Consider the following 22,498-nt stretch of genomic DNA (forward strand, 5'->3'; position numbering starts at 1 on the left):
CTTCTACAAACTCATTATTGCCATTTCACCATCAATCTTGAGCATGATTTGATTATGTAATCCCATTCTGTAGCAAATTACAGCGTCGCTGCTGCTTGCCTTACCAGGGCGACAAACTGTTGGCTATCCATCTGATGTCCTTGCCGCAGCTTGATCGTTTTCCGTTCCGGTGGTCCATCAAATCCTTCCGGCAGTGTGACTCCGGCCGTATTAAAGATGGTGAAGCTTACCGCATCTTTCGAGGTGGAGATGACAGCTGCGTACTTGCCGCCTTTAAGAAAATGAGGCTTTTTATACTGCATTCGTTCTTGAACATCGGGAATTGCTTCATATACAGTCTCTCGCAAACTGGCGCAAAGCTGCCCTTGCCATTGTTCTTTGAGTCCATCTATAAATTCCGTTACTTCTAGATTCATGATCCATCTCTCCTTTATTGGATTAATTCACTTATCTATTCTTCCACATGCCAATCTGACTTCGCAGTTCATGCTCTAAGCCTTGCTGGAGAGAATCCACAAAGGTCGATGACTGCTCATAAATGCGTCGCAGTTCAATAATTCCTTCGCCATAACCATTGGGGTCCGGCATGCGTAATGCCCATTCGATCGCTTCCTCTTCGGAGTTTACTTCAATGATTGTAAAGCTGGATACCAGCTCTTTCACCTCATCAAGTGGCCCCCACGTAAGCACTGGCCGGTCTCCAGGCTTGGAGAAAGACATGCGCAATCCACTCGAGCTGGGATAGAATTGCTCGGCTGCAACAAGGATACCCGCCTCTTTCAACTCTTGAAGAAAGTCCTGTAAGGCATCTGTGCTTGCTTGGCTTGGTGGAATGCCGGCTTCCAAATGTCTGGTCGCTTTCGACATCAGAACATACTTCATACCGTGCCTCCTTTACTACGCGACTCGCATTTTTCCGTACGTCTAAGCAGCAATTGCTGTTCCTGTTCATTTCTTGTCAGCGACGCGGCAAATCGAAACGCGTCACGAGCATCCTCATGGCGACCAAGCTTTTCAAGCAGATCACCTTTTACGCTCGGAAGCAAATGATAATTCTTCAGCGCGGCTTCTTCCTCCAGCCGCTCTACAAGCTGAAGCCCGAATTCAGGGCCAAACGCCATCGCGATGGCTACCGCTCGGTTCAATTCAACTACAGGGGAAGGCATCACCCGTGACAACGCTTCGTAAAGAGCCGCGATCTTCACCCAGTCAGTCTCTTCGGCAGAGGGCGCCACTCCATGGCAAGCCGAAATAGACGCCTGCAGCGTATACGGGCCAAGCGGACGACCAATAGATCGGGCACGCTCAAGCGCTGCTATCCCCCGCCTGATCAGCAAATGGTCCCATTGTGCACGATTCTGGTCCTGTAGTAAAATCGGCTCCCCCGAGGATGTGACACGCGTTTTAAAGCGGGACGACTGCAGCTCCATGAGAGCGACCAGTCCGTGCACCTCCGGCTCTTCAGGCGTAATTTCGGAAAGGATGCGTCCCAATCTCAGCGCCTCTTGGCATAGTAGTGGGCGTAGCCAGCTGGAACCCGAGGTGGCCGCATACCCTTCATTAAAGAGAAGATAAATAACCTCTAGCACCGTCTCAAGCCGTTTTTTCAGTTCATTGCCCAGCGGGACCTCAAACTCTGCACGTGCTTCACGCAGCGTCTTTTTTGCCCGGACGATCCTCTGGGCAATCGTTGGTTCCGGCACGAAGAAGGCATGTGCAATTTCATCAGTCGACAAGCCTCCGAGCAAACGAAGTGTCAGAGCGATACGTGCCTCGCGCGACAAGATCGGATGGCATGTCATAAAGATGAGTCGGAGGAGATCATCCCCGATCTCCCCATCACTGCTTTCTTCCTCCACTGATAATTCACTGCTGCGGCCAAGCTCCTCGACTTTTTTGTCACGCATTTTGTTACGGCGCATCATATCAATCGCACGTCTTTTTGCTGTAGTCATCAGCCAAGCTCCAGGGTTTTCTGGTATGCCTGTTTCTGGCCACTTCCGGAGCGCGATGACCAGCGCATCCTGCGCGAGATCTTCAGCAAGGTCGAGGTCACGAACCATTCTTGTCAAACTGGCGATGATTTTCGACGACTCCATGCGCCAAATGGTTTCGATTGTACGACGAGCTGCGGAATCAGTCACGACTTGGTACGCTTTTGCAGCTGGGCCATCATTTCAGAATGGTCAGCGATCAGCTCAGGATTGTCCGTGAGCTCCGAACCCTCATAAACCTGGCGAAGCTCGATTTGTCCCTCTCCGAACCCATGTGGATCTGGCATGCGCAACGCCCACTCGATTGCTTCTTCCCTTGATCGCACCTCGATTAGCGTATAGCCAGCGATTATTTCCTTCGCCTCACTGAACGGTCCATCAAGAATCGTCGGCTTTCCACTCGGCTCAGGATACGAGATGCGAATAGCGCCTGTACTCGGATGCAAACCGTCAGCGGCAACCAATACGCCAGCCTTAGCAAGCTCCTGATTGTATCGCATCATCGCTTCGAAAAGCTCCGGTTTAGGTGGCAAGCCTGCCTCAGAATCTTTGGTCGCCTTGACAATCATCATAAATCGCATAGGAATTGCTCCTCCTCTTTTATCGTGAAATCTAATGAAGTTTCTTTTCAACGCCTTGTATTCATTTCCTTTATCTGTCTTCGGAATCATCATGAAGTGACAATCTGCCAATTGACCCCGAACTTGTCTTCGACTTCACCATAATAGGCTCCCCACGGCTGCAATTCGAGCGGAAACTTTACGGTACCGTCCTTGGAAAGATTCTCAAAGGCTTGGCGGGCTTCTTCTTCCTTTTTATAGGAAAGGGCCAACGAAATGAATCGTCCCCTCTGTGACGGTCCGAAAGAGTCAGAGAGGAAAATAATGTTCCCACCCGCTACGGACAGTACCATATGCATCACTTTATCCTTGATTTCTTCTGGTGTTCCAGGGGTTTGTCCGTAAGTCATTGTCGATAGGATTTCCCCTCCTAATGCTTGTGCATAAAATGCAGCCTGCTCTCTTGCCTCCTCAGAATGAATATAAGCGTTTAGTTGTGCTGTCATGTTCAACACCCTTTCCATCATGATTATTTGTGCTTCTATTAAGGCGACGAACAGCAGACGACAAAATCGACAGCTTCTCAAAAAACTTTTTAAAAAGTTTTTTGGCGATTCCATGCATAGCATTTCTCCATAAAAAAACCGCGCAGCGCGCGGTACATCCACTCCATTATTCTTTGTCAAAATAATCATCAGGCAAATGTAATTCTTTCAAACAACCGATAAATTTTTCCCTGAAGTTTTGATTATTTTTATACTCCGGCCATGCAGCCTTGTAATAAGGCAATAACCTCTCATGAGGAATCAAACCCCAATATAAAATCGTGTTTTTCAAAACGTCTTTGCTGCCCTCCATGAACATTTGTTCAATGGTTTCCCAGCTTTCCGATTTGTCATTGCAACTGCGGGTCGCATAAATTGCGGCCGTTTGTATATTCGAGTCGGTGTGGCATAAAAAGGGGGCAAAGCTCTGCAGTGAAATTACACCAGCGGGCTCCAGAACATAGCCCACATGACTTAACGTTTCCGAATCGTGTACCCTGTCAAGATTTTGCAAGATCACTTTTATAAATTCCGCTTTATCAAAAGATTTACCGTACCAGTTCAGTATTTTTAAAGCATGTAAAAAATCCTCATTATTTTCAGAATGCAACAGCTCTAGAAGAAACTCTCTTCCCACATCAATAGAGGTTTTACAGATTAGTTGAATGGCTGTGATGCGATCATTTTGTGTTTGCTCAGCTACATTTTTTAAGAAATCAATGGTTGACTGCACGATTTTCTTGAATTTAAACATTCCTTCAAGCGCTTTTGATTTGATTTCTTCGCTAGGAGCGTTTTGATAAGCCTGTATCAACGCATTTTCATCGCCTGGCATTTTACCGCCAAACCAGCCAATATCATAGTCCAGAATAATTTCGTCCAGCCAGCGCTCGTACCAATCCAAAAAGTTGTCTTCATAGACAAAGAAAAAAGGATGGTCAGGATGAAAATCTGAAGTGTAAACGATTTTCCCCCTATGTTTGCCCTCAAGAACGAGATACATATCGTATTCGCAGCCTTGCGTACCAATACACAACATTCCGCCCAGTACTTGATTTCGGGTGGCGTCGTATTCCAGGTCAGAGATGTCCTCATCACTGATTAGGGGCTCGATCAGATGGTTCCATTCCTCTTTTTCCATACCGGGGTGCAAAACACATTTTGCAGTGAGTGCATCTCTATCGGTATAAGAAGCTGCCTCTTCAATGGGATACATCCCGTAATACGGTCCAGCGCCTCCATTACCAACTTTCGTTAAAAACTGCATGTAAGGCTCAGGGAGTGTGACCTGATGCTTTGCTTGCCAGTCCGTAAGCTCTTTTGTCGTAAGCTCTTCATTCACCCTGTATTTGTGGGAGGATGCTCCAAACACTGAGAAATCTGCATCTTTTCGCATGGCCTCTTCGAGCTTGTTTTTTATTCGATCGATTTGCGTTTCTTTCTTCCAAAACATGATCGTGAATCCCCCTTTTTGGGCTTCCGCTGGTCATTATATAGAGATTCGATTCCTTCACTCATTTTCAGCTAGAGATTATTGCCATTGTATCATATCGTTTTTTTCCGCTGAGAACTTGCAGGTTCCTGATACCAAAAAAGGAAATAATCGTTCATCGTGGATGCATGGCCTAGCTGACGCAGCATGGTAGAAATGTTGCCCCTGTGATAGGTCCCGTGATTGACCAGATGCAGCACCATTTCCGATAAACGTGTTTGGCGAATTCCGTTGAATGGATTGTCGAGCAGAATGGATTGCTCCAAATCGACTTGACCTTGGAGCCATTCCCTGAATTGTTCCCCTAGCTGGTCAAAGATCGCAGCATATTCATCCACAGAAGACAGGATAGTCTCATTCAGTGCTATGCATGTTTGCAGAGCCTCTCGCATGCCAGTACCTGTCAAAATCAGATACCACATCTTATCAACCGCATAAATATGAGTAAGGGCATGGGCGATGGTGGGAAAGGAGCTGTTCACTTCTTGGCTCAGCACAGAGGACGGGAGCTCTTTGATTCTTCCTAAAATCGCTTGATTTGCCCAGGTGTGGTAATGGAACATTTGTACCGGATGATTCATTCGTAACATCTCCTTTTGATTGGCAATGGATTTGAATTTGTTTCTGTTGTCATCATAAAAAAAGAAGTATGACAACAAGCTGTCATACTTCTTCATAAAGTTTGAGTGTATTTTGAAGCTGTTCAATTAAGATTCCTCGCAGTGCAGGCGGCTCGAGGACTTCGACACCGCTGCCAAAGCCAAGCAGAATAGCCCAAAGCCATCGCGCCTTCAATGGCTGATCAACAAGAATTCGCATCGTCATACTCCCATCGACGTGAAATTGCTTTTCCGCCAGATGAAAGTGATCCATCACTTCCGCTAAAGCATCCGGTCCTACCTTGATTACAACCGTCTCCAACTGATCTTCCCGTCTTGGGTTTGAAAAAGCTGCGTCTTCCAGTATGTTGTGATCCGGTAGAAAAGTTTCCTGCAACAGGAATACGTTCAGCATTCGGGATACACGGAACTCCCGAGGCTCTTGTCGAGTTCGGCAAAACCCCAAAACGTACCAATTCCTATATTTAAAATGAAGCCGCAGCGGCTCCATCTCACGGGTCGTGCGTTCATTATTTACATTGATATACTCAAAGCGAACCACATTTCGCCCGGTAATCGCCATACGTAAATGCCGCAGCGCGTCCGGATCCGTCCGGTGAGTTTCTAAGTCCACTGACAAGCTCGTAATCTGATGTTGCGGTCCGATTGTCTGCAGCCGTTCGATAGTCCCCTGCGCACGCTCGTCTGCAAACACGCTGGAAAGGCTTTTGAGCACGGTAATCAGGGAATTGACATCGTAAGAACCGAGTAGGCTTCTATCCATTTTATATCCGTCCATCATGCCATATCCGCCCTTCGTTCCCTGGTGAGATACGACCGGAAAACCCGCAGCGCAGATCACTTCGATATCCCGATAGATGGTTCTAGGGGAAACTTGAAACTCTTCAGCCAGCATGGAGGCAGACAATACTTCGTGATTCAACAGCTTGTAGATGATAGAGATTAATCGCTCCAGTTTCATACTATCCCCGTCCGTTATCCTATCTCTTATTGTTGGTCATCATTATATCACAGGAAGATTTCCTCAAATTCTGGGATTAGCTCCCTTGCTTTCCCACATTGATGATCATTCCTTTTCGAAAGCCTCCCGCCCTGAGGTATAATAGTTTCAAAAAAAGGGGGCGAATGCGGTGGAGTGGTTAATCGGTCTTATCTGCAGCTCCGCGATTGCAGGAGCCGCTTATTATAAACGTTCACTATCCAGGTCCGGCTTTTTAGCAGCTGTGGTGCTGGGCACGATGATGTACGCGCTCGGAACTGCGATCTGGTTTGGCTCCCTCATCGCTTTTTTTGTTTCGTCAACCCTGTGGTCCAAATGGAAGAAGCAGAGAAAGGAAGCGTCAGAGAGCGGCTATGAGAAATCCGGAAGGCGCGATGCGGGTCAGGTGCTCGCTAACGGAGGACTGGGGCTGCTGTTATGTGTGGCAAACTGGGTGTATCCGCACCCCCTTTGGTGGTACGCCTTTCTAGGAGTTATGGCGGCGGTCACAGCCGATACGTGGGCGACGGAAATAGGCGGCTTGAGCAAGACGCCTCCGCGATCGATCAAGACAGGTCGGCGCGTTCCACCTGGTACGTCTGGAGGCGTATCTGTACTTGGGTTTATCGCTTCACTGGCAGGTGGTCTGTTCATCGGCGCAGTAGCCTGGCTGCTGCTTGGGCTGTCCGTCCAGGCTACGCAGGATGCGGCAGCGGCAGCAATCAGACCTGCAGCATGGGCCGTAATTGCTGGCCTGACTGGACTCATAGGGTCGCTTGCCGATTCGTGGATCGGTGCGACATGGCAGCAAATGTATCGTTGCAGCACTTGCGGTCGAGAAATCGAACAGGCCCGCCACTGTGGCAGAAAAGCCGAGCGGATTCGCGGGCGCACCGGATGGAACAACGATGTCGTCAATGTCGCGGGCTCGCTTGTTGGCGGTGTTTCTGCCGTCTTGCTGGGGCTTGTACTCGGCTTCTCCTGACATGTAAAAAACGGAATGACTTCGTACCGATAAACGATGGCGAGTCCTTCCGTTTTCTTGCGTTTATAGGATTACTCCTGAAAAATTCCCTGTCAAAACTTCTTTCTGATTCTGATTGATACATACGAAAGATGCTCGAATCGTTGTTCGATTTTCTTGCTTTTCAAATTCCTCAATGGTTACTTCACACACAATGGTATCCCCCGTAAATACAGGTCTTACGAACTCAAAATTCATCGTCCGGGCAAGTACGTTATGATCGCCTACTTGTAACGACATAGTGATCTCCCCCGTCATAAAAATGCTTCATGATTGAAACTGCAGACGTCCTCCACCATTTACATGTGACAAATATTCAAATGCAGTTGTTCCATACACGCTTTTAAAATGTTTATTCAAATGCGTTAAATCAACAAAGCCACATTCCGCTACTGCCAAATAAACATCTCGCTTTTTTTCTATTAACTGCTTTGCACGTTCAATCTTGCAATTAAGAAAGTATTGGTAGGGTGAAATTCCGGTATGAGCCTTGAACATTCGGATAAACTGAAACTTTGATAATTGAAGCTCTATGCATACCTCATCCAGCTTGCGTACATGATCTAAGCTGGTACCCAGCATCTCCTTTGCCTTGCTCATGAGCGGGTCATCTTTTTTATAGTCGGAAGATAGATTCGTATGAACGAGGCTATCCGTAAGAGAAACGAGTAATTCATTGCACAAAGCCTCATCTTTTTCATTCATGATAGCATGAGATAAATTTAATACTTTCTGTTCAAGTCTGCCATCATAGACAATCGGGGTTGAAAAACGCACGATGTCCTTTTTCTCCGTAATCTCTAGAAAAAGTTGTGGATCAATATATAACATGACATAATCAAGGCCCGTTTCATCGTGTGCCATTCCGTCATGTGCCTGTTCTGGATGAAAAAGCATGACACCATTTTGATAGGATAACTGTAAACTACCGTCCAGATTATATTCTTGGATACCACGCAAGGTTACGCCAATCGCATACTCCTTGTGAGAGTGCTTTTTATACGTAAAATCGGTCATACTTGCTGATAATGCAGTAATCCCTGCTGCTTTTTTATAGATAAACTTCTCCATCTCATTCACCTCATCGCCAGCTTCCCTATATCCAAATCATAATGGCAGCTAAAGCCAAAAATAACGCCATGATTCCATTCACGCTCTTTTTATGCTTCTGTAAAAACTTTTTGAAAATGGTACCGAAAGCAACCCAAGTGACAAACGCTAAAAATCCAACGAAAGTAATCGCGATCACACTCATTGACACTTCAGATGCTTCCTGATAGTGGGGCATTACATAGCTAGGAATGACCGTCATGGTAAAAAGGACTACCTTCGGGTTTAAAAACTGCATAAGAAAGCCTGATAGAAAAGTACCCGTATGCTTCTCAGCTGTAGTTTTTGATGTATCCATTTTGTAAATTTGATAAGCGAGATAGAACATATAAAAGCTTCCAATGATCTGCATGACAAGTAAAATCTTAGGAACAACCGTGATCAGCATGGTATTCAATAGAGCAGAAATAACAAGTAAGAAACCGAAGGCAATTGTCGCTCCAAATGTATATCGCATTGCCTTTTTGGTACCAAAATTGTTTACTGTGGATAAAATGACAATATTCGTAGGCCCTGGTGTAAACGTAACGATAAAACAGTATATAAACAAGGATGTAAGATACATGAGAAGTCTCCCTTCAAAGTGTGTTCTCATATAATCTACATCCAAAAATAAAAAGGCATATAGTACATTATTGCAGGTTGTTTCTGTTCCTTCACCTGATAAATTCAGGATGTGACAGGCATATACACAAAGGCTGCTGGCATGAACACCAGCAGCCTCACTATTTCCCCGACTAACTCAGCTTAATAATCACGACCCCGGCCAAAATCATCCCAATCGACACCCATTTGACCACCCCGACCTTTTCCTTGAGCCAAATCACTCCGATGAGAGTCGCAAAAACGATGCTGATTTCCCTCACAGACGCGACATAGGTAACAGGCGTCGTCTGCATCGCGTAAACCGCCAACGAATTGGACACAAACACAAAGAGTCCTCCCGCCAGCGTATGCCACGGGTAGCGTTTGATCAGTGCCACATAGGACACCTTGATTTCTGCTCTGCGGTCAATGATCCACTTTCCTGCAAACATCCCGAAGAACACGAAGTATTTGAACAGCAGACCCGACATCATGGATGCCCCCATGCCATCGACTATGCTGCTGCACGCTGAAAAGCTCCCTGCTAAAAACACCCACTTCATATTGCCCCAATCCTTGACGAGATGACTAAGCTCCCGAAACGAAAAGGTGCGCTGATTCATGAAGACAACACCTGCTACAATTACTAAAATTCCCACAAATCCAGTCCAGGCAATCGCTGTGCCGATAAAAAGCGTGCTTATAATGGTGGTCACGATAGGAGCTGTACCACGCAAAATCGGATACGCATAGCTCAAATGATTTGTCTTATACGCCTTGCCTAAAGCTACAAAATACAAAACCTCCGAGCAAATGCTCAGCAACAGCCATTTGATCGCTCCCGGCGGAAAGGAGGAGGTCTGCCACAGGTAGACGGCAAGTGGAAAATACAAAATAACAGAAGCCCCTAAAATCAGGGTAAAAAAGGCGTCTCGCTCCTCAATCTTCTTGGACAGGGCATTCCAAATCGCATGGCAAACCGCTGCAAATAACAAAATCAGCAAAATGGTGGTGGACATCCTTCTCCCAGCTCTCTTTTTGTAAATGGCAAAAGGTGCAGTCTGTACAGACCACACCTACCCTTGCCTAGTTCTCTTGTGGCACTTCATAGGAATCCACGATCCCAACGATGACGGCGTCGATGGGGACCATCTTGTTGTGAAAAATGATCCGCGCAGGAGTACCGCTCGAAACGATGACCTTTTCGCCAAAGCCCGCTCCGATGCGGTCTGCTGCAATCACCGTTTGTCCACCTTCCTTTTCATTCCAGTCAATGGGCTGGACAATCAACAGCTTGAGATTCTCCATACCCTCCTCTTTTTGTGTGGACCAGACACTGCCGATCACTTTTCCCAAAAACATGGCGCTCCCCCTTTACTTCTCGTAGTGGACAGCGATTCCTTTTTCCCTCAGCATATCCTGCGCCAAAGGAGAGACAATCGTACCTGGTCGCAGAACAAGGCCTCCATCCGGGAATTCCTCTTGCGCTTTTACCCAGTCCGCGGTCAGCAGCTTGGCCGAGGGAGCGACCTGCCCTTCCGAACCTGCCGCCGCCTCTGTCCTCTCGCTTCGCCTGTTTGCCATACTTTTTCGAATGACCGCATCAGCCAGCTGCTTTTGTGGGTAAAACTCTACTCCGAGCTCCTTCATTTCATTGACATGTCGCAAAAAGAGCTGTTGATACGGCTTCGGCAAGGTCAGGGTCTTCAAAGTGCGCCGATCGGCTCGCTTCAAACCGGGTACATCCTCACCCACTAATACCGGCTTTCCCAGTACGAGTGCCGAAAAGATGATCTCCGCCTTGATCGTTCCCTTCATGCCTGCTGCCACGCGTGCTGCGTTATCCAAATCCATTTCGGGAAGGATGACACCGGCATACTCTTTGGGCACTTCCAAAGGAATCGGGGCATATTCGTCAGCAGTGATGAGCTTGCCTGCTCCCCCACACTCGATCCGGTGCATCCCCAGCCACGAAGACGTTTCTCCATCCAGAAACAAAATATCGTGGCATATCCCATTGTTTTGCAAGGCGATAAACTGGTCCTCAAACGACTCGTGCGCCCTGCTGTCACAGAAGATATACAACCACTTTTCCCGTTTCTCCTGCTGCGTTTCCGATTTCATTGATTGCAAAATTTCTCTCGTGATCGACTCGATCATTTGCCTCATATCCATTCTAACACCTCCCTGCTGAGGAAAAGAGCTTGCCATTTTTCCCAAGCAAGCGCACCTTGTCACCTGTTTTGAGGCTAGCTGCATTCGCTTCATCGAGATCAATATGAAAATCGAGTGTATACCGCGGGCTGACCCTCACCGTCACATTCGGGAAAATCAGTGTGCGCTCCCCGAGCATTTGCAGCATCAGACTGTCTCCATCCTGAACGTGAAAGGCTCTGGCATCCAGGTCAGACATGTGCACATGACATTTCGCCACAATGACACCCGATTCCAATACGACACAGCCAGCAGGACCAATAAGCGTAATACCTGGTGTAGCTTCCAAAGAGCCAGACATTCGAACAGGAGGGTGGATTCCTAGCGAAAATCCATCCGTCCGAGAGATTTCTACCTGGCTTACTCCTCTTGCCGGGCCCAGAATCCGCACATCCTTCATCAATCCTTTTGGTCCTAGCAGTGTTACCGTTTCTGTCGCAGCGAACTGCCCCGTCTGAGAGAGTGCACGCAGAGGAGTGAGCTTGTAGCCTGCGCCAAAAAGTCTTTCTACATCCTCCGTTGCCAGGTGGATGTGGCGATTGGATACTCCGACCGGAATGGTCTGCTCCAAAGCTCCTTCACTCCCGCCTGAAAAAGCGTTCGCTGATCCGAGCACTTCCACGCGAATCCCTCTCCCCTTTAAAAAATCGGTTGCAGCCGGGGTAAATCTGTCCTCTGCGTGAACCACGAAGGGATTGGGGACCCCTGTTCGCAGCATAGCCCGCAGTGTGGTTTCTGTAATGACAGCCATAGGCTAGTGATTTACCCTTCCAGCTTCGGAAGGATCAGCTCGATATCAGAATGCGGTCGCGGAATGACATGCACAGATTTCAGCTCCCCCACCTTTTGTGCTGCTTCTGCGCCTGCATCCGTCGATGCTTTGACCGCCCCCACGTCTCCGCGGACCATCACGGTCACAAGCCCGCCCCCTACATGTACTTTTCCGATCAGCTTGACATTCGCCGCTTTTACCATGGCATCGGCTGCCTCTACTGCTCCGATCAACCCTTTTGTTTCCACCATGCCGAGTGCTGCCCATTCTCCTGCCATCCCTTATACCTCCTTACCGATTGGAAGATTGCAATTCCAGAAGCACGCTTTTAATGATTTCCGCGATTTCGTCTCTACTGATTGCAGGTGACGCCGGAGCCGTGGTCACAGCCGGAGTCAATTGGGCTGCTGCCTCCAGCTTCATTTCTCGCAGCCCAAAGGCGACGCGCTTGATATTCATTAAATGCTGTGGGCCGATATTATCCGAGGTCACATTGTTGCCAAAGGAACCGCACCCAAGCGTAAGCGATGGCAAGATGCCGGTAGTTGCCCCGATTCCACCAAACGTCGTGCCTGAATTGACCACAATACGTGAGGCTGGCTTATCAACCGCGAATGATTCGATCACCTGAGCATCCTGACAATGAATGCCGAGCGTATGACCGAGGCCGCCAAATTCCAGCAGCTTGTTGCAAAGGTGGCTCGCTTCCTGGCTATCCGATACCGTATAGAGTGTCAAAATCGGAGCCAGCTTCTCGATTGAAAACGGGAATTCTCGCCCGATTCCGGTTTCTTCTGCCATCAACAGCTGGGCATCCTCTGGCACGATAATCCCGGCCAGCTCAGCAATTGCCTGCGGTGACTTCCCAACGATAGCAGGATTCAGTCCATTGCCTTTCATGATAACAGCCGCTACACGCTTTGTTTCATGATCATCGAGAAAATACGCCCCGTTGCGCTTCAGCTCCGCTACAACCTTGCGTTTGATCGTCTTGTCGACGACGAGAGCCTGCTCCGAAGCGCAAATCGTTCCATAATCAAATGTCTTGCTCTGTACAATTTGGCGAATCGCCGTAGCAATGTCAGCACTCGCATGAATGTAGACAGGCACATTGCCAGGTCCTACGCCAAAAGCGGGCTTGCCACTGCTGTAGGCTGCTTTAACCATCGCGGTTCCACCAGTTGCCAGGATGACATCCGTGCACACATTTCCCATCAGCTCCTGGGAAGCAGCGAGTGTTGGCTGGGTAATGCAAGAGATCAGTCCTGCCGGAGCTCCTGCCCGCTCCGCCGCTGCCTGCATAATTTTTGCTGTCTCTTTTGTACACGTGGCTGCTTGTGGATGCGGAGAAAATACGATCGCATTCCCCGCCTTTACGCTGATCAATGCCTTGAAAATAACGGTCGAGGTCGGATTGGTTGAAGGCACGATCCCCGCGATGACACCAACAGGCTGTGCGACTTCCCAAACCCGGTTTTGCTCGTCCCTGCGGATGATTCCTACTGTCTTCATTTCTTTGATTGCCTGATAGACATCGTTTGCTGCGAACAAGTTTTTCGCTGTTTTATCCGCTACTCGTCCGTAGCCTGTTTCATCAACGGCCATTGCTGCCAAGCGACCTGCTTCTACTTTTGCAGCCTCCGCCATGCCCTGAACGATTTGATCGATTTGATTTTGCGACATGGCTTGCAGTCGTTTCTGCGCTTGCTTGGCTGTAAGCAAAGATTGTCTTACTTCCTGGACAGATTGCAAATCTACGTCTAGCATCACGATATACCGTCACCTCTTTTCAGCCGTTTGCGGATCCGTTTCTTTTGAGAAGGTACAAGCAATAGCTCTACTCCAGCTTTGGCAAAATCAGCTCAATATCAGAGTGCGGACGTGGAATGACGTGGACAGAAACCAGCTCCCCCACCTTTTCCGCTGCGGCTGCTCCAGCGTCTGTAGATGCCTTTACCGCTCCTACATCACCTCGAACCATGACGGTAACCAGCCCGCCCCCTACATGCACCTTACCGACAAGCTTTACATTCGCTGCCTTGACCATCGCATCAGCAGCCTCTACCGCACCGATCAGTCCTTTTGTTTCTACCATTCCCAATGCATCACCCATGACTATTCCTCCTTGCTTGCTTGTGTTGTGGTTATTGGTGTACTCTGCGCATTTTTCTGCTTGTCTCCTGCTTTTCCCGCTGGCTTGGAAGTAGCCTGCCTGGACTTCTCTTGTTCCAATTGCTGCAAAACCATTTGCATTACACTTCGATCAGGACGGGGAATGACTCTGGAGTGACGAAGCTGACCCACTCGTCTTGCTTCTGCCTCGCCCACCGCTACCGCTGCCGTAACAGAAGCTACATCGCCCACGATATAGATGGTGACAATCCCCGCATCCGCTCCCTGATAGGTCACGCAGCGGACATCGGCGGCTTTGGCTGCTGCGTCTGTCGCTGCAACAAGGGCAGGAAAACCCACGGTTTCAATCATCCCCAAGGCGTAACCGTTTTCTAGCATCTGGATTTCACCCTTTCCTCATCTTCACATTTCGTTCAACAAAAAATAGATTCGATACTCTGAAAATAATGCGAACGAGAGTCAATTTCAAGTTAAGAATTTGTTTTTATGTTGTTTTAGTTGATATTGGTTGTGTCTTGGTCCAAAAAATGAAGAGCATCTACTTCCTGCCCCTTTCTTCAGTCCGCTACTAACCAATCGACACCTTTTGCTTCCAGCTCACCCTCCCATTCCTTCGGTGCTGGTACATCGCTGATTACCGTATCAATCTCTTTCAAGTCAGCCACCTTGTAGAAGGTGCTGATGCCGATTTTGGAGTGATCCGTCAAAACGATATTTTCCTTGGAATTCTCGATAATCCGCTTGGCAATCATCGCTTTTTCGCAATCATAGCTGGAAATGCCATGCTGGGCCAAAATCCCGTCAATCGAAATGAACGCCTTGTCGACGAAAAAGTTTTGCATCATGTTTTCAGCCAGCGTACCTGCCGTGCGAAAATGCTTGGATTGAACCTTTCCGCCAATGAAATAGATCTCCCCTGTAAAAAGCTCCTTATTGTGGTACTCCATCAACAAATTGAGCGCAGGTACCGAGATGGTGATCAGCTTCAGATTTCTGCGATTCATCAAAAACGGGAGCATATGCAGTGTCGTTGTTCCATCGTCGATGACCAGGACGTCATTATCCTGTACGAGATTTGCAGCTGCACGGCCAATTCGCTTTTTCTCCTCTGCATGGGAAACCTCCCGCATCAGATGAGATGGCTCCTCTCTCTCGTAATTAATTTTGATGGCACCGCCATACACACGTTTGAGCTGATTTTCATTTTCCAGCTCCTCCAAATATCGCCTGATCGTCTCCGAGGACACTTGCAGCTTCTCTACCAGCTCGTTGGTCCTGACCTTACCGGCGTAATTCAGTAGGTTCATAATCGCGTCTTTGCGTTCTTCCCCCACTAGTGACATAGCTGAAGTCCTCCTGCGTGTTTACCAGAAAATATTGTTCTCAATGGCCTGCACCAGATTTTTCATATCATGCGGGTAGACCTCCCCGATATTTCCGATCCGGAACGTGTCTGCGTGCGAAATTTTCCCCGGGTACAACACAAAGCCTTCTTTTTTCAACCGTTCATAAAACGCTGCAAACGTAAACTGTGGGCTTTCCGGAAAGTAAAAGGACGTAATGATTGGTGACTGCCATTCTTTTGGCAGCAGCGCGCGAAAACCGATCGCTTCCATGCCCTCTACCAATATGCGCTGATTCTCGCGGTAGCGAACCTGCCGTTTCTCGATGCCGCCTTCTTCCGCAAGCTCCAGCATCGCTTGGTAAAATGCGCGCACTACGTGGGTTGGAGAGGTGAAACGCCACTTTCCGTTATATTTTTCCATCGTCTCCCATTGATCGTACAAGTCGAGCGAGAGCGAGCGTGCTTGCCCTTTGCATTTTTTCAGCTCCTCGGTTTTAGCCAGAATGAAGCCGAAGCCCGGAACGCCCTGGATGCATTTATTTGCGCTGCTGACCAAATAGTCAATCTGCAAATCTGCCACATCAAGCGCGACCCCACCGAAGCTGCTCATCGCATCCACGATGTATATCTTGCCAAACGATTTGACTACTTTTCCGATCTCTTCGATAGGATTGAGCATCCCTGTGGTCGTCTCGCAGTGAACGACAGCGACATGCGTAATCTCCGGGTCGCCCTCCAGCACCTCGCGCAGCTTTTCCGGCTCAGCCTGACCGACTTCCCCAAAGTCAACCACAACCGTATTGACCTTGAGCACCTTGGAGATTTGCGCAATGCGGTTTCCATAGGCACCGTTTGTCAAGACAACCAGCTTGCCATCTTCCGGCACGACCGAGCCAATGACAGCCTCTACAGAAAAAGTGCCGCTTCCCTGCATGAGGACGGTCGTATAATCATCATGATTGCGTCCGCCCAGACTGACCAGCTTTGCACGCAGACTTTGAACCAGATCGTTGTATTCGTTATCCCATGTGCACCAGTCGCGCAGCATGGCAGCCTTTACTCCTTTTGATGTTGACAGTGGTCCAGGAGTCAAGAGCAAGTACGGATTATCAGGCAATTGTGTGAGGTTCATGATTATCTCTCCTTTTGCGCAAGGCGCAGGTTGATTTTGGGAATCAGCGAATCCAGCTCACCAATCGTTTCGATCACATAATCAGCTCCAACAGCTTTGAATCGTTTTGCTACGACCTCCATTCGGTCCGCCAGCTCGTCAGGATCACACTCCAGCACTTCTCGCTCGGTCATGCCCAGCTCACTGCCGCCTTTGATCACGCCCACAGCCCATGTACCTGCTGCGACGGCTTCTTTCACATCACTCGTCGTATCGCCTACTTTAATGATGTGCTTCATTGGGTGAACGTCCAGATTGATCGCGTTTTGGTAGCACATCCACGGCAACGGACGACCCGCCGGCATTTCGCTCGGAGTGACCATCGAATCTGGCCAATAGCCGAGCTTCTTGGCTGCGGGAGCCACGACAGCCATCATCTCCGCTGTGTACCCCGTAGTCGAGCCAATCTTGATTCCCGCAGCTCGCAGCCGTGCCACCAGCTCCAGCACACCTGGAATCGGAGTTACGTAGTTTTTCAGAATCGAGAATAGCATCGGCTCGAAGTCGGCATACAGCATGTCGACATCCTTTTTCTCGGGGAGCCTGCCGTATTTTGCTCGCCACAGCTCCTGAATGCGCTCCATTTTCAGCATCGTGTCGATGTGATCCCACTTGAGCATCCCCATCGGCTCGCGTGCTTCTGCGTGGGTAACCTCGAGCCCGCGCTTTTTGAATACCTCCAAAAACACATCCAGTGGCGCAAAGCATCCATAGTCAACGGTTGTTCCAGCCCAGTCAAAAATCACTGCTTGAATCATGCTCTCTCTCCCACCTTTGTCACTCAATCAGAAAAGGATAAACTTCACGTATCCGCATCCTGATTTAGCAAGAATAACTATCCACAAAAACGCGGTCGCTCCTCCTTGAGGAAGCCTCGATAGAGGTTTTCTTATCGCTTTTGCCATCTCTGTGTTTTCGTCCTCAGCTTATTCGTTCCGACTTCATAAAAGATCCGCACCAGCACGTTGGTCAAAACGATCAGGACGGACATCGCCGCAGCTGGTGCGACATCTCCCGCATCATCCATGTTGACAATCGATACGGACGCCAGCTTGAAGTCGGCTGAATAGAGGAAGACGACAGCAGAGATTGTTACCATGGAGTTAATGAAGTAATAGACGGCAATTTCCAGAATCGCTGGCAGTGACATCGGTACCGTTACCTTCCAAAAGGTGATGTAGAACGGAACACCCATCGACTCAGAGACAAGCTCGAATTCCTTATCCAGTTTTTTCAACGCAGTGGTAGCGGTAATAAACGGAACGGCGTAAAAATGGATCAGGTTAGCCAGAATCAGGATGAGAATCGTGCCGTACATCCAGTTCAACGGGTTGGCAGGATGGTTGAAGAAAAAGATATAGGCAAGACCGATCACCAATCCCGGCAAGGCAAGCGGCAGGATCGAGAGAAAATAGCCAATTTGCCGCAGCCCTTTCATAAACCGTGTTTTCTCAATCAAATACGCATTGATAAACGTCACAATCGTTCCAATCACCGCACTGTAAAAGGCAACGAGCAGGCTGTTCCAGAATGGCTGCATCCCTTCCCCGGCTACTTTGGAAAAGTCGTAATGCGTAAGCGAGATCGTCAAGTCATACGGCCAGACCTTGACCATTGACGCAAAGATCACAGTCCCCAGCATCAAAAAGATCGAGACGGTAATGAGCGAGCAGTAGATAAAGAAGGAAAGATCCCGTCCGCGCTGTGATGTGATTTTGTACGGCGTCGATTTGGCAGTTACCGCGGAGTTTTGCTTCCGCTCTACGATTCGGTCTACGATAAACGCGAGGATCGCCGGAATAATCAGGATGATCCCGACTGTCGCCCCCATCGTCGTGTTTTGCTGCCCGATCACCTGCTTGTAAATATCAGTCGCCAGTACGTTGAATTGTCCACCTACTACCTTTGGCGCTCCGAAGTCAGTAAAGCTCAAGGTAAAGCAGACGAAAATCGCGCTGATCAGCCCGTACTTCACATTGGGCAGCGTCACTGTCAAAAACTTTCGCAGCTTGCCTGCCCCCATCGTCTCTGCTGCTTCGTACAGATTGTAGTCAGCAAAAGCGAGAGATACTGCCATGATGAGATACGCCTCTGCGGAAACGTATAAAACATCTCGGAGAGGATAATCCCCAGCGGGCCATACAGCTCCAGGTTAAAGCCGGGGAAAAGTCCAAAAAATCCGGTTGTGAGTATGCCCTGATTTCCAAACAAGTACGTCAGGGCAATCCCATGCATCATCGTCGGTGCAAAAAGCGGCAACAGAGCTACATAACGGAAAAATACTTTCCCCCGCATATCGGTTCGCGTCAGAGCAAAGGCGTATAGAAACGCGAGTGTCACAGAAAGAATCGTCGTCACTCCTGATACGTACATGGTGTTGGAGAACGATTGAACCAGCGCAGGAGTGGCGAAGTATTTGACGAAGTTGGCTAGGCCGATATATTCGCCCATCTCATTGATGAAGGCTTTGCTGAACAAATCTCCCAGCGGCAAAAGAACGCTGACAAACAGGACAATCACAATACTTGCAATCAAGATTTTTTGCAGCCACTCGTCCTTGCCCATCTTTTGTCGAACGGTTCGAGTGCTCATTTTAATCACTCCCCGTCTTTTTCGTCACAGCAGCCTGGTCAAACGAGATCAGGTTTTCGAGTGGCATTTCAAAAGCAACCTGCTTCTCGCGCATAAGGCCCAGACGATGGGTTTGCTGTACTGGCAAATCAATGGTGACGAGCTGCGGCAACAGCCCTTTTTGCTGGTTGAGCAATTGCATGGTCACGCGATAAAATGACCCACGAAACTCCATATCCTGTACGACTGCCTTCATACTGTATTCTGCAGCTGGGTCCATCAGATGAATGTTTTCCGGACGAATCGCAAACAGTCGATCCTGACCGATCTTGTTTCCTGTAAACACGGATTCTTCCAAAAAGTTGATCGCTCCGATAAAGTCTGCCACAAACGGACTGTTCGGCTTTTCGTAAATTTCCTGCGGAGTGCCTACCTGCACCACCTCCGCATTGTTCATGACTACGATACGGTCTGCCATCGTCAGTGCTTCCTCCTGATCATGGGTAACCATTATCGTTGTAATTCCGATTTTCTCATGCAAAATTCTGAGCTCCCGACGCAGCTTGAGCCGCACTTTGGCATCCAGAGCAGATAATGGCTCATCCAATAGCAGAAAGTCCGGTGACAGTGCGATGGCACGGGCCAAGGCAACACGCTGCTGCTGCCCGCCTGACAGCTGGGTCGGATATTTATCGCGGATGTGCTCCAGATCGATGAGCACCAGCACTTCCCGTACTTTTTCCTCAATATCCTTTTTGGACATCTTTTTGGATTGCAGACCGTATGCGATATTTTGCGCTGCTGTCAAATTGGGGAAAAGAGCGTAAGACTGAAACATCATCCCAAAATTTCGTTTGGCTGGCGGAAGAACCGTAATGTCCCGGTCGTTCACCATAATTTTTCCGCTCGAAGGCTGCTCCAATCCCGCCAATATTCGAAGCAACGTCGTTTTCCCGCATCCGCTAGGTCCTAAGAGGCAAATAAACTCATTCTTTTGGATATCAATATCGATCGATGTGAGGGCAACAAACTTGCCAAACGTTTTTCGAACAGCTTGAATGCTTAAATATGGCTTTGTCATACGCTCCTCCCTTCTCCCCTTCTCGCCTAATTTGTTTTGAAAGGTGATCCGCATCTAGTTCTTCGGCTCACTTTTCGTGCTGTAGCGTTTGTCCCATTCAGCCAAGATTCCCGGGCGATCTTTTGCTGTTTGGGTCAGGTCATTGTGGATGAGCTGCGATCTGGGCTCTTTCGTGTAGCCTTCGGGGAGTGCGGCACTCTTGTTATCAACCGTAACAATCGCAAAATTTTTGTTGTATTCCTTCATCGCCTCGTCCGAGATGGCCCAATCAAGGAATACTTTTGCTTCCGGCTTGATCTGCGCTTTTTTCACGAGGGCATTTGCTTCTACATCCCAGCCAGCTCCTTCAGGAGGGAAGATGACTTCAAGCGGAGCACCCTTTTTCTTTTCAGTAATCCCCCGGTAGCCAAATGAGATGCCGATTGGATACTCACCAGCCGCTGCCATTTTTGCCGGCTTGGAACCAGAGTGTGTATAAAGGGCAATATTTTCATGGAGCTTATCCATGTAGTTCCACGCTTCTTGATCAGCGTAGAGCTCTTTCCAAGCTGCGACAGTGAAGAAGCCAGTTCCAGAGGAAGAAGGATTCGGCATGACGATCAGCCCTTTATACTCTGGCTTGATCAAATCAGCATAGGATTGCGGGATAGGAAGATTGCGTTTTTCCAGCTCCGTCGTATTTACGACAAATGCGGTTTCAAATGCATCAATGCCCACCCAATGTGCCGGGTCCTTGGCGTCCTTGAATTCAGGCGAGATTCGTTCAATTCCTTTTGGTGTATAGCCTTCCAGCACACCTTGGAACTCTGCTCCCAGTAGTTCTGTTGCCGCTGTTCCCCACACCACGTCTGCTTGTGGATTTTCTTTTTCGGCAATGAGCTTGGCTACGATGACACCTGTTGAATCCCTGACGATGTTCAGCTTGATCTCGGGATGCGCCTGGTTAAAAGCTCCCACATATGCTTTGAGCTGATCATCCTCCAAAGCTGTGTATACTGTCAGTTCGGACGAGCCTGCCTTTCCGCCTGTGGAGCCAGATGATTGTCCACATCCTGCCAAAAGCCCCACTGACAGTACACCCACTACGATCGTGCTAACCCATTTTTTCATCCAGAACCCTCCCCTTTTGTTTCTAATCCGTTCTCCCCTTCCAAGCTGACCTCCGGTTAAGACAACACCAATTCCACATCAATTAGTTTGTTTTCCCGTTTTTTAGTTGTTTTTTGTTTTTATTATATATTCAATTGTCTAAACATTTCAAATCTTTTTTCACAAAAAATATTACAAGCCTAAATGAACGATTGAGGTAAGCTAATCGTAATAAGGTTGAATGCGTCGAGAGGAGCTCCGTCGTCTATGGATGAACGCGACCTGATCAAACAAGCCCAAAAAGGAAACCAGCAGGCATTGTCTGAGCTATTGCAGAAGCATTACCCCTTTTTAAAAAGCTATCTCCTCAAAATCACGGTAAATCCGTATTTGGCGGAGGATTTGACACAAGAGACCTTAATCAAAGCGATCGAGAAAATCACATGGTATGACGGGCGTGCAGCCTTTTCCAGCTGGCTCATTACGATTGGCTCCCGCCTATATATCGATTTCCTCCGAAAGAAGGACACTGAAAAAAGATGGACAGAAAAAGAAAAAGCCATTTCCAAAATGAAATGGGCAGCGGGCAATCTAAATCGGGATTGGCCTGAATTCCTTGAAGTCCTCCTGACATTATCGGATGAGTATCGCATTCCGCTCATTTTGAAGCATTATTACGGGTACACCTATGCAGAAATCGCAGACATCCTGCATATTCGCGAAGGAACGGTCAAGTCCCGCGTGCATCATGCCAGTAATCAATTGAGAAAGGAATGGTTGGACGATGAACAAACATCTGGATGAAGACAACGATCAGTTGTATCAGAAGATGCGAGAGGGTCTGGATGAGCTGGATGAGCTCTTTCCGTCTGCCACCCCTGACCCAGCCTTTTTTCAGAGCATCGTTTCAGAAACAACCAAACGCACAAAAAAACGCATTCGCTACGAGCTGTTCGCTTTCTGGGGTGTGTCTCTTGTCGTGCTATCCACACTCTATTTTATCCAAACACAAGCACCTGCTTTTTATTTCGTCATTCAAGGGCTGTCCATTCTCGCACTTGTCTTCATTCTTGCTAAAAGGTGGGTAGGTAATCATGACACAAACACATGATGTGCCCTGGTGGCTGCTTCTCCTATTGTTTAGTATTGCTGCAATCCAAGGCTCATGGATTTTTTTGGATGCAAAAAAAAGAAGCCGCTTTCCGTGGCTTTG

General features: G+C 48.4%; 27 protein-coding genes and 1 pseudogene. 3 read left to right on the forward strand and 25 right to left on the reverse strand.

The features are described 5' to 3' along the window. Positions 1 to 77: 77 nt before the first annotated feature. From ADS79_RS24980 to ADS79_RS25015, 8 genes are all read right to left on the reverse strand, one after another. A complete protein-coding gene (locus tag ADS79_RS24980; protein ID WP_049741183.1) occupies positions 78 to 416 on the reverse strand; it encodes a DUF1801 domain-containing protein in 339 nt (112 codons plus the stop codon). A gap of 31 nt (positions 417 to 447) precedes the next feature. Then, entirely contained in the window at positions 448 to 882 is a 435-nt protein-coding gene (locus tag ADS79_RS24985; RefSeq protein WP_049741184.1) for a YciI family protein, read from the reverse strand. Continuing rightward, positions 879 to 2,144, reverse strand: coding sequence for an RNA polymerase sigma factor (locus tag ADS79_RS24990; RefSeq protein WP_049741185.1), 1,266 nt, complete (start codon positions 2,142 to 2,144; stop codon positions 879 to 881). The genes ADS79_RS24985 and ADS79_RS24990 overlap by 4 nt, the downstream gene beginning before the upstream one ends. Further along, a complete protein-coding gene (locus ADS79_RS24995; protein ID WP_049741186.1) occupies positions 2,141 to 2,575 on the reverse strand; it encodes a YciI family protein in 435 nt (144 codons plus the stop codon). The genes ADS79_RS24990 and ADS79_RS24995 overlap by 4 nt, the downstream gene beginning before the upstream one ends. An 89-nt stretch (positions 2,576 to 2,664) precedes the next feature. Further along, positions 2,665 to 3,060: a VOC family protein gene (locus tag ADS79_RS25000; RefSeq protein ID WP_049742124.1), complete on the reverse strand. Its 396-nt coding sequence runs from the start codon at positions 3,058 to 3,060 to the stop codon at positions 2,665 to 2,667. Between the two features lie 166 nt (positions 3,061 to 3,226). Beyond that, a complete protein-coding gene (locus ADS79_RS25005; RefSeq protein WP_049741187.1) occupies positions 3,227 to 4,555 on the reverse strand; it encodes an SMI1/KNR4 family protein in 1,329 nt (442 codons plus the stop codon). Between the two features lie 89 nt (positions 4,556 to 4,644). Then, a complete protein-coding gene (locus ADS79_RS25010) occupies positions 4,645 to 5,172 on the reverse strand; it encodes a DinB family protein (RefSeq protein WP_049741188.1) in 528 nt (175 codons plus the stop codon). An 82-nt stretch (positions 5,173 to 5,254) separates the two neighbouring features. After that, positions 5,255 to 6,172, reverse strand: a complete 918-nt coding sequence (locus tag ADS79_RS25015) for a helix-turn-helix transcriptional regulator (protein WP_049741189.1) — start codon at positions 6,170 to 6,172, stop codon at positions 5,255 to 5,257. Positions 6,173 to 6,341: 169 nt separating this feature from the next. Here ADS79_RS25015 and ADS79_RS25020 point away from each other — a divergent pair, with 169 nt between their 5' ends. Then, positions 6,342 to 7,175, forward strand: coding sequence for a DUF92 domain-containing protein (locus ADS79_RS25020; protein WP_049741190.1), 834 nt, complete (start codon positions 6,342 to 6,344; stop codon positions 7,173 to 7,175). Positions 7,176 to 7,238: 63 nt separating this feature from the next. Here the strand turns inward: ADS79_RS25020 and ADS79_RS25025 are convergent, their stop codons facing one another. From ADS79_RS25025 to ADS79_RS25105, 17 genes and pseudogenes are all read right to left on the reverse strand, one after another. After that, positions 7,239 to 7,472 (reverse strand): FAS1-like dehydratase domain-containing protein, encoded by a 234-nt coding sequence (locus tag ADS79_RS25025; RefSeq protein WP_084766070.1) that lies wholly within the window; start codon positions 7,470 to 7,472, stop codon positions 7,239 to 7,241. Positions 7,473 to 7,481: 9 nt separating this feature from the next. Continuing rightward, the gene (locus tag ADS79_RS25030) at positions 7,482 to 8,285 is read right to left on the reverse strand and encodes a helix-turn-helix domain-containing protein (protein ID WP_049741191.1); all 804 of its coding nucleotides are present in this window, start codon (positions 8,283 to 8,285) and stop codon (positions 7,482 to 7,484) included. Between the two features lie 25 nt (positions 8,286 to 8,310). Beyond that, positions 8,311 to 8,889, reverse strand: a complete 579-nt coding sequence (locus ADS79_RS25035; protein WP_049741192.1) for a LysE family translocator — start codon at positions 8,887 to 8,889, stop codon at positions 8,311 to 8,313. Between the two features lie 172 nt (positions 8,890 to 9,061). Next, complete coding sequence (locus ADS79_RS25040) at positions 9,062 to 9,928, reverse strand: DMT family transporter (protein ID WP_049741193.1); 867 nt, start codon at positions 9,926 to 9,928, stop codon at positions 9,062 to 9,064. 67 nt (positions 9,929 to 9,995) lie between these two features. Beyond that, entirely contained in the window at positions 9,996 to 10,271 is a 276-nt protein-coding gene (locus tag ADS79_RS25045) for a EutN/CcmL family microcompartment protein (protein WP_049741194.1), read from the reverse strand. 12 nt (positions 10,272 to 10,283) lie between these two features. After that, complete coding sequence (locus ADS79_RS25050; RefSeq protein ID WP_049741195.1) at positions 10,284 to 11,084, reverse strand: hypothetical protein; 801 nt, start codon at positions 11,082 to 11,084, stop codon at positions 10,284 to 10,286. A 1-nt stretch (position 11,085) separates the two neighbouring features. Then, positions 11,086 to 11,874 (reverse strand): phosphate propanoyltransferase, encoded by a 789-nt coding sequence (locus tag ADS79_RS25055; protein ID WP_049741196.1) that lies wholly within the window; start codon positions 11,872 to 11,874, stop codon positions 11,086 to 11,088. 11 nt (positions 11,875 to 11,885) lie between these two features. Continuing rightward, positions 11,886 to 12,173 carry a BMC domain-containing protein gene (locus ADS79_RS25060; RefSeq protein ID WP_049741197.1) on the reverse strand — a complete coding sequence of 96 codons (288 nt, stop codon included), beginning with the start codon at positions 12,171 to 12,173 and terminating at the stop codon, positions 11,886 to 11,888. 13 nt (positions 12,174 to 12,186) lie between these two features. Continuing rightward, the gene (locus ADS79_RS25065; RefSeq protein ID WP_084766071.1) at positions 12,187 to 13,665 is read right to left on the reverse strand and encodes an acetaldehyde dehydrogenase (acetylating); all 1,479 of its coding nucleotides are present in this window, start codon (positions 13,663 to 13,665) and stop codon (positions 12,187 to 12,189) included. Positions 13,666 to 13,732: 67 nt separating this feature from the next. After that, positions 13,733 to 14,008, reverse strand: a complete 276-nt coding sequence (locus ADS79_RS25070) for a BMC domain-containing protein (RefSeq protein ID WP_049741198.1) — start codon at positions 14,006 to 14,008, stop codon at positions 13,733 to 13,735. A gap of 2 nt (positions 14,009 to 14,010) precedes the next feature. Continuing rightward, a complete protein-coding gene (locus ADS79_RS25075) occupies positions 14,011 to 14,406 on the reverse strand; it encodes a BMC domain-containing protein (RefSeq protein WP_049741199.1) in 396 nt (131 codons plus the stop codon). A gap of 179 nt (positions 14,407 to 14,585) precedes the next feature. After that, complete coding sequence (locus tag ADS79_RS25080; RefSeq protein ID WP_049741200.1) at positions 14,586 to 15,371, reverse strand: DeoR/GlpR family DNA-binding transcription regulator; 786 nt, start codon at positions 15,369 to 15,371, stop codon at positions 14,586 to 14,588. A 21-nt stretch (positions 15,372 to 15,392) separates the two neighbouring features. Continuing rightward, positions 15,393 to 16,505 carry a 2-aminoethylphosphonate--pyruvate transaminase gene (gene phnW / locus ADS79_RS25085; protein ID WP_049741201.1) on the reverse strand — a complete coding sequence of 371 codons (1,113 nt, stop codon included), beginning with the start codon at positions 16,503 to 16,505 and terminating at the stop codon, positions 15,393 to 15,395. A gap of 2 nt (positions 16,506 to 16,507) precedes the next feature. After that, positions 16,508 to 17,302 carry a phosphonoacetaldehyde hydrolase gene (gene phnX / locus ADS79_RS25090; RefSeq protein ID WP_049741202.1) on the reverse strand — a complete coding sequence of 265 codons (795 nt, stop codon included), beginning with the start codon at positions 17,300 to 17,302 and terminating at the stop codon, positions 16,508 to 16,510. A 131-nt stretch (positions 17,303 to 17,433) separates the two neighbouring features. Continuing rightward, positions 17,434 to 19,136, reverse strand: a pseudogene (locus ADS79_RS25095) (putative 2-aminoethylphosphonate ABC transporter permease subunit). A 1-nt stretch (position 19,137) separates the two neighbouring features. Beyond that, positions 19,138 to 20,196, reverse strand: a complete 1,059-nt coding sequence (locus tag ADS79_RS25100; RefSeq protein ID WP_049741203.1) for a putative 2-aminoethylphosphonate ABC transporter ATP-binding protein — start codon at positions 20,194 to 20,196, stop codon at positions 19,138 to 19,140. 54 nt (positions 20,197 to 20,250) lie between these two features. Beyond that, positions 20,251 to 21,306 carry a putative 2-aminoethylphosphonate ABC transporter substrate-binding protein gene (locus ADS79_RS25105; RefSeq protein WP_049741204.1) on the reverse strand — a complete coding sequence of 352 codons (1,056 nt, stop codon included), beginning with the start codon at positions 21,304 to 21,306 and terminating at the stop codon, positions 20,251 to 20,253. 246 nt (positions 21,307 to 21,552) lie between these two features. On the opposite strand from ADS79_RS25105, the gene sigY reads away from it, so the two are divergent. Together sigY and ADS79_RS25115 are read left to right on the forward strand one after the other, a co-directional pair. Beyond that, positions 21,553 to 22,089: an RNA polymerase sigma factor SigY gene (gene sigY, locus ADS79_RS25110; protein WP_049741205.1), complete on the forward strand. Its 537-nt coding sequence runs from the start codon at positions 21,553 to 21,555 to the stop codon at positions 22,087 to 22,089. Then, positions 22,070 to 22,396: a YxlC family protein gene (locus tag ADS79_RS25115; RefSeq protein ID WP_049741206.1), complete on the forward strand. Its 327-nt coding sequence runs from the start codon at positions 22,070 to 22,072 to the stop codon at positions 22,394 to 22,396. The genes sigY and ADS79_RS25115 overlap by 20 nt, the downstream gene beginning before the upstream one ends. Positions 22,397 to 22,498 lie beyond the last annotated feature (102 nt).

This window comes from Brevibacillus reuszeri (assembly GCF_001187725.1).
GTDB lineage: Bacteria > Bacillota > Bacilli > Brevibacillales > Brevibacillaceae > Brevibacillus > Brevibacillus reuszeri.